The 6,402-nt window shown below is 50.0% G+C and carries 4 protein-coding genes and 1 rRNA gene; 1 reads left to right on the top strand and 4 read right to left on the bottom strand.

The genetic code is table 11. The features are described 5' to 3' along the window. Positions 1-432: 432 nt before the first annotated feature. The 3 genes from clpB to rluD form a co-directional block, all read right to left on the bottom strand. A complete protein-coding gene (gene clpB, locus BZJ19_RS16775) occupies positions 433-3,009 on the bottom strand; it encodes an ATP-dependent chaperone ClpB (protein WP_077676465.1) in 2,577 nt (858 codons plus the stop codon). A gap of 77 nt (positions 3,010-3,086) precedes the next feature. Further along, complete coding sequence (pgeF, locus tag BZJ19_RS16770) at positions 3,087-3,809, bottom strand: peptidoglycan editing factor PgeF (RefSeq protein ID WP_077676464.1); 723 nt, start codon at positions 3,807-3,809, stop codon at positions 3,087-3,089. Continuing rightward, the gene (gene rluD / locus BZJ19_RS16765) at positions 3,809-4,783 is read right to left on the bottom strand and encodes a 23S rRNA pseudouridine(1911/1915/1917) synthase RluD (protein ID WP_077663532.1); all 975 of its coding nucleotides are present in this window, start codon (positions 4,781-4,783) and stop codon (positions 3,809-3,811) included. Before rluD ends, pgeF begins: the two co-directional genes overlap by 1 nt. 198 nt (positions 4,784-4,981) lie before the next feature. Here rluD and bamD point away from each other — a divergent pair, with 198 nt between their 5' ends. Beyond that, a complete protein-coding gene (gene bamD, locus BZJ19_RS16760; protein WP_069591102.1) occupies positions 4,982-5,707 on the top strand; it encodes an outer membrane protein assembly factor BamD in 726 nt (241 codons plus the stop codon). A gap of 505 nt (positions 5,708-6,212) precedes the next feature. Here bamD and rrf read toward each other — a convergent pair. Then, positions 6,213-6,328, bottom strand: a 5S ribosomal RNA gene (gene rrf / locus BZJ19_RS16755). Positions 6,329-6,402: the final 74 nt, after the last annotated feature.

Below are 6,402 nucleotides of genomic sequence, written 5' to 3'. Positions count from 1 at the left end.
CAATGAATACTGATTACTGTTTCTCTCCGAAGAGAAAAACGAATTGACTGTGCCGAATAACTAAAAGTTATCGTTTGGTCACTCAGTTCATCGAATAAATCTTTTTGTCTATTCTCAACGAGTGCCCACACAGATTGCATAGGTCAAATTGTTAAAGAGCGCCGCTCAATCTTGAGCGGGAGTGGCATTTTACGCCACCGAGGCAGTGAGTCAAGCTTTTTGTTTACTTGGCTTTGCTGCCGTTTGTTAGCGCGGTTTGCCGTGCCAACGAGGAGCGCATTATAGAGAGGTATTTTTGTGACGCAAGGGGTTTTTAAAGAAAAAATACCGACCGAACAAAAAGCCAACAATTCGCAAGTTTTCTCGCCAATTTAGGTGGTATAGCCATAAAAAAGCCACCTAAAACGGTGGCTTTTTTGCGGTTTGGTTCGATTAGCCTTGTTTAGCAATAATTTGTTCATTCTCGACATCGAGAACAACAGGTCGCCCAGGCAGGAGATCGCCACTCAGTATTTGCTGAGCAAGTGGGTTCTCTATCGATTGCTGAATTGCCCGTTTGAGTGGTCGCGCGCCATAGACAGGATCAAAGCCTCCTTTCGCGACCATGGCTAACGCCGTTTCTGTCACTTCAAGGGTAAAGTCTCGTTCCGCCATACGACGTGCAACTTCTTGCATCTGCAATCTAGCAATATTCTTAATATGATCTTCCGCCAAGGGGTGGAAAACCACCGCCTCATCGATACGGTTAATGAATTCAGGGCGGAAGTGATGTGCAACAACATCCATCACCGTCTGTTTCATACCTGTGTAGTCAAGTTCGCCGAAATGCTCTTGAATACGATCAGAGCCTAGGTTAGATGTCATGATCACGACCGCGTTACGGAAGTCGACTGTCCGACCTTGGCCGTCGGTAAGACGCCCATCATCCAACACTTGCAGCAAGATGTTGAATACATCTGGGTGAGCTTTTTCCACTTCATCGAGCAAAATAACGGAATAAGGTCGCCGCCGCACGGCTTCAGTGAGATAGCCGCCTTCTTCATAGCCGACATAACCCGGAGGTGCCCCAACAAGGCGAGCCACTGAGTGCTTCTCCATAAACTCGGACATATCAATCCGTACCATCGCATCACGGCTATCGAACATGAACTCGGCAAGCGACTTACATAGTTCGGTTTTACCCACCCCTGTTGGCCCAAGGAAAAGGAAGGAGCCAATCGGGCGATTTGGATCGGCCAAACCTGCACGACTACGACGAATAGCATTCGCAACCGCACTTACCGCTTCATCTTGCCCGATAACATGCTCGTGCAATGCCGCTTCCATATTGAGCAGTTTTTCTTTCTCGCTTTCTAGCATGCGCGCAACCGGAATGCCGGTTTGGCGCGAGATAACATCCGCGATCTCGCTATCCGTCACGCGGTTTTTCAGCAAGGTCATTTCTTGCATTTCGGCTTGGCTAGCAAGATCCAATTGTTTTTCGAGCTCAGGAATTTTGCCGTATTGCAGTTCCGACATGCGGCTCAAGTCGCCAGCACGACGGGCAATTTCCATATCCGTACGCGCCTGCTCGAGCGCCGCCTTGATGTGTTGCGTCCCCGATACTGCCGCTTTTTCTGTATTCCAGACTTCTTCCAATTCAGCGTATTCGCGCTCTTTGGTGTCGAGCTCCTCTTTCAGGCTGTCGAGACGCTTACGACTGGCGGTATCTTCCTCTTTCTCTAACGCTTGCTGCTCAATTTTAAGCTGCACAATGCGACGCTCTAAACGGTCGAGCGATTCGGGCTTAGAGTCGATTTGCATACGAATGCTCGACGCTGCTTCATCAATCAAGTCAATGGCTTTATCGGGCAGTTGCCGATCAGCAATATAACGGTGCGATAGACTTGCAGCCGCAACAATCGCTGGGTCGGTAATTTCAACGGCGTGGTGCAGCTCATAACGCTCTTTGAGTCCGCGTAAAATCGCCACCGTATCTTCCACTGTAGGCTCGTTGATCAACACTTTTTGGAAACGGCGCTCTAGCGCAGCATCTTTTTCTACATACTGGCGATATTCATCCAGTGTGGTTGCGCCAACACAGTGGAGCTCCCCGCGAGCCAACGCCGGCTTCAGCATGTTGCCCGCATCCATCGCTCCTTCAGCTTTGCCTGCACCGACCATGGTGTGTAATTCATCGATGAAGAGAATGACATTGCCTTCTTCTTTCGCAAGTTCATTCAACACCGCTTTTAAACGCTCTTCGAATTCACCACGGTATTTCGCGCCAGCCACCAAAGAGCCCATGTCTAGAGAGAGAACGCGTTTCTTGCGCAGCCCTTCAGGCACCTCACCGTTGACGATACGCTGAGCTAAGCCTTCCACAATGGCGGTTTTACCGACACCGGGTTCACCGATTAATACCGGATTGTTTTTGGTACGCCGCTGCAACACTTGTACGGTACGACGAATTTCATCATCGCGACCAATCACAGGATCCAGTTTGCCCTGCTCCGCTCGCTCAGTGAGATCGATGGTGAATTTTTCAAGCGCTTGTCGATTTTCTTCCGCATTAGGATCATCCACTTGTTGCCCACCGCGGACTTTCTCAATCGCCTCTTCCACTTTTTGGCTGGTTAAGCCATGGCTACGCAACAACTCACCTAATGGTCCTTTATCTTCCACCGCGGCTAACACAAATAACTCAGACGAGATGTACTTGTCTTTACGCTTTTGCGAGATCTTATCGCACAGGTTGAAGAGGATACCGAGATTATTAGAAAGCTGAACTTCGCCGCCCGTCCCTGTCACTTTAGGTAAGCGATCAAGTAATTCAGAAAGGCTAGAACGCAGTTGGCTCACATCTACGTTCATCATGGTGAGTAAAGGGCGAATCGCACTGCTATCTTGATTGAGCAATGCGCTCATCAAGTGAACGGGTTCGATATATTGATGATCACGTCCTAATGCCAGTGACTGTGCATCAGAAATAGCGATTTGAAATTTACTGGTAAAACGATCAAGGCGCATAGCTCCTCCCACTTAACACCTTAGCTTGATGAATAAATGGGCACCATCAGTGAGGTTTTCAACCATCGCCACTGACTTTATTTTGTCAGCCAAATACAACTGGCCATACGGCCTGTTTGCCCATCACGTCGGTAAGAATAGAACTGTTCTCGTTGCTGGTACGTGCAATGATCGCCACCGTACACGTCCGTGACGCCCATTTTGGCAAGGCGCTGTTTAGCCAGCAGATACAAGTCGGCAAGATGCTTCTGATGCGCTTGGCGAACGAAAGCTGAGCGAGCCGCCGGACAGTCGCGCGTAAAAGCGTCATAAACCTCCTGTCCGACCTCAAAATGCATGGGACCGATTGCCGGCCCCAGCCAAGCCATACATTGGGTCGAGTCCGTAAACGTGGCGACGGTTGCCTCTATAACTCCGTCGAGTAGCCCTCGCCAACCTGCATGTACAGCCGCAACTTGTGATCCCTGCCGATCAGTGATCAAAACAGGTAAGCAGTCAGCGGTCATCACTGTACACACTTGACCAGATACATCCGTCACCGCCGCATCAGCGTCTGGCAAGCTCTCAACACACGGTAGCCGTGCTACCTGAGTACCATGAACTTGATTAAGCCAGGTGATAGGACCACCAACCAGCGCTTGCAGAATGGCCCTATTTTGCGAGACAACTTCAGCGTCATCCCCCACATGTAGGCCAAGGTTCCAGCCTGAAAAGGCGCCCTGACTCGTCCCACCGAGGCGAGTGGTAGTCAGTGCCTTTACATGACGCGGCGCAGGCCAGTCAGGCTGGATACATTCCATTAATAGTCCTCTTCACCGTATTTCGCTTGGTCATCTCTGAGTAGCTCGGTCAACGCGACCATATCCTCAGGAACCGGGGCATGCCATTCCATTTGCTCGCCCGTCACCGGATGATCTAAGCGTAGCATCGCTGCATGCAAAGCTTGTCGTTTGAACTGACGCAAACCTTGAACCAATACATCGTCCGCCTGACGCGGTGGCTTAGCCTTTCCACCATATAAAGGATCGCCCACCAAAGGATGGTTCAAATAGGCCATGTGGACACGAATTTGGTGAGTGCGTCCGGTTTCCAATCGCAGCCTTAGCCGTGTATGACCTCGAAAATGCTCCGCAACCCGATAGTGGGTGATCGCGGGCTTGCCTAGCTCATGTACCGCCATATGGGTACGCTTGGTGGCGTGACGGCCAATGGGCTTATCCACCAATCCGCCTCCGGTCATATTCCCGATCGCAATCGCCTCATATTCGCGAGTAATTTTACGCTTCTGCAAGGCGCGCACTAATCGCGTTTGCGCTGGGATGGTTTTAGCGACAACCATCAACCCTGTCGTATCTTTATCGAGCCGGTGCACGATACCTGCGCGAGGCACATCACCGATCTCAGGATATAGATACAATAATCCGTTTAAGATAGTGCCATCTGGGCACCCAGCGCCCGGATGCACGACTAAACCTGCAGGTTTGTTAATTACCAACAAGTCATCATCTTCGTAGACAATATCTAGAGGGATATCTTGCGGGATCCAGCGATTATCATCTTCCACTTCCGCTTGGATCTGTATCGCTTCTCCCCCCATCACTTTATGGCGAGGCTTATCCATTACCTCCCCGTCTAAGCACACTTGCCCTGCTTGGATCCATGTTTTGATCCGAGAACGCGAGTAGTCAGGGAACAGCTCTGCAATTGCTTGGTCGAGTCGTTGGCCCAGTTGGTGGTCTTGAATGTGGTGAGATAATTCTATCTGTTGTGCCATATCGAACTTTTCTGTGATTTCTATGACTAATCCCTCGCGACAGTCGTTATGGCGGCGTGTGGCGTATCGCCCGCTCTCGCCTTTTGCTATAGTCGCCTGTCACTGGATAAAATAGCCGGAATAATGACATTGTATCTGTTTGCCGCTGCGACCGTAATCCAGATGGCATAAAAACTTTTCAAGGAAGTGCGATAACCCATGAAACGCCTTACGCTTACTGCGCTGTTAGCCACCTCAATACTCGCGGGCTGTTCAAGTAACAACCAAGTCGTTCAAGATGATCCGCCATCTAAGCTGTATCAAGATGCAGAGGCGCAGTTAAACAAAGGCGCTTGGATCACTGCGATCGAAAAACTCGAAGCGCTCGATTCACGCTATCCGTTTGGCGCATACTCCGATCAAGTCCAGCTTGATCTGATCTACGCCTATTACAAAAACGACGATCTCGCGCTCGCAGAAGCCACCATAGATCGTTTTATCCGTATGCATCCAGCTCACCCAGAAAGCGATTGGGTAGTCTATATGCGTGGTTTGGTTCACATGGCGCAAGATCGCAGCCTGATCCACGATATTCTCCGCATGGAGCGTAACGATCGCGACCCTGAACCCGCCAGAAAGGCCTTTGCCGATTTTCGTCGCTTACTCGAACGCTACCCTAATAGTGAATATGCTGCAGACGCGAAAGCACGGATGGTGGCACTGAAAAACCGCTTAGCTAACTATGAATTGGCCACTGCGGATTTCTATATTCGTCGCGAAGCTTGGGTTGCCGCCGTGAATCGTTGTCAGGCTATACAGCGGGATTTTCCAGATACAGAGGCCGCGCGTGCTTCTCTACCATTAATGTTAAAAGCCTACGAAAAGCTGGGGCTTGAAGAGCCGGCCCAGAGGACGCGTGAACTCATTGAGAAAAACCCACGCTAAAAGAGAGCGAAACGCTCAGGCTAAAGCCTCCAAAATTGGGGGCTTTTTTATGCCTGCTAGATACGAATCAGCACGGATAAAATAATGGCTGGCAGCCACACCTCGGCATATCTATATGTAGCTACAACAACGAGCAAAGCGTCACATCACCCGTGCCAGTATTACTCAAGATGACTGCGATAAGATTAGGCCCCGACTGTCAGTTCAGAACTTAGTGTTTGAACTTCACGTCTTACGTTTATCTGCTTTGATGATTGAATTATGTCTGTGTGACGGGAGTTTTGAAGCGAGGCGCATAGGGCTGATACACCCTCAGGATACAAAAAAGCCCCGACCGTGAGGTCAGGGCTTGGTGTTTTCTCATCAAAGTCTTACACACATCCGCTTTGATGATTAAATTGTGTCTGTGTGACGGGAGTTTTGAAGCGAGACGCGCAGTGTACGTCAGTACATGAGCACCGTAGCTATCAAAAATCGCAAGCAACAGTCACAATTTATAATCAAAGCCTGGCGATGTCCTACTCTCACATGGGGAGACCCCACACTACCATCGGCGCTGCTTCGTTTCACTACTGAGTTCGGCATGGAGTCAGGTGGGTCCAAAGCGCTATGGTCGCCAAGCAAATTCGGTAATCTAGAAAGCTGTTCGTTCTCGCCACAATCAACTGGCTTATTTTAAGTCCAACCCAAAACCT

Origin of the sequence: Salinivibrio proteolyticus (genome assembly GCF_001996165.1) — a bacterium.
Classification (GTDB): Bacteria; Pseudomonadota; Gammaproteobacteria; order Enterobacterales; family Vibrionaceae; genus Salinivibrio; species Salinivibrio proteolyticus.
This window is presented reverse-complemented; position numbering and strand designations above follow the sequence as displayed.